General features: G+C 72.9%; 1 protein-coding gene. It reads right to left on the minus strand.

Annotation, left to right across the window (positions count from 1 at the left end):
• Nucleotides 1–380: hypothetical protein (locus PUR61_RS01770; protein WP_329874894.1), on the minus strand; the 380-nt coding region annotated here is incomplete at both ends.

The following is a 380-nucleotide window of genomic DNA, read 5'->3' on the forward strand; positions in this document are numbered from 1 at the left end:
CCGACGAGTTGTCGACTGCCTCGCTGGTGGTTGCGGTCGCGGCTTCCGTGGCGTTGTCGAGCGCCGGTCGGGTGGGTGCTGGTGCTTTTACCGTGGTCGCGTTGTCGGTGCGTGCGGTGGTTTCGGTCGTGACCGTGTCGACCGTGGCGGCGACGGCGGCGGCTTCCGTGGTGACGACCGCCCCTCCAGTGGCAGCGGAGGCGGTTACCGTGGCCGCGATGACCGTCCCTCGGGTGGTGTCGGTCGTGACCGTGACGACCGTGGTGGCGACCGCGGCGGGTGCCGTCGTGACGACCGTCCGTCCGGTGGTAGCGGCGGCGGCTTCCGTGGCCGCGACGACCGCGGCGGCGACCGGGGTGGCTACCGCGGCCGTGACGACC

It is taken from the genome of Streptomyces sp. BE20 (assembly GCF_036322525.1).
GTDB lineage: Bacteria > Actinomycetota > Actinomycetes > Streptomycetales > Streptomycetaceae > Kitasatospora.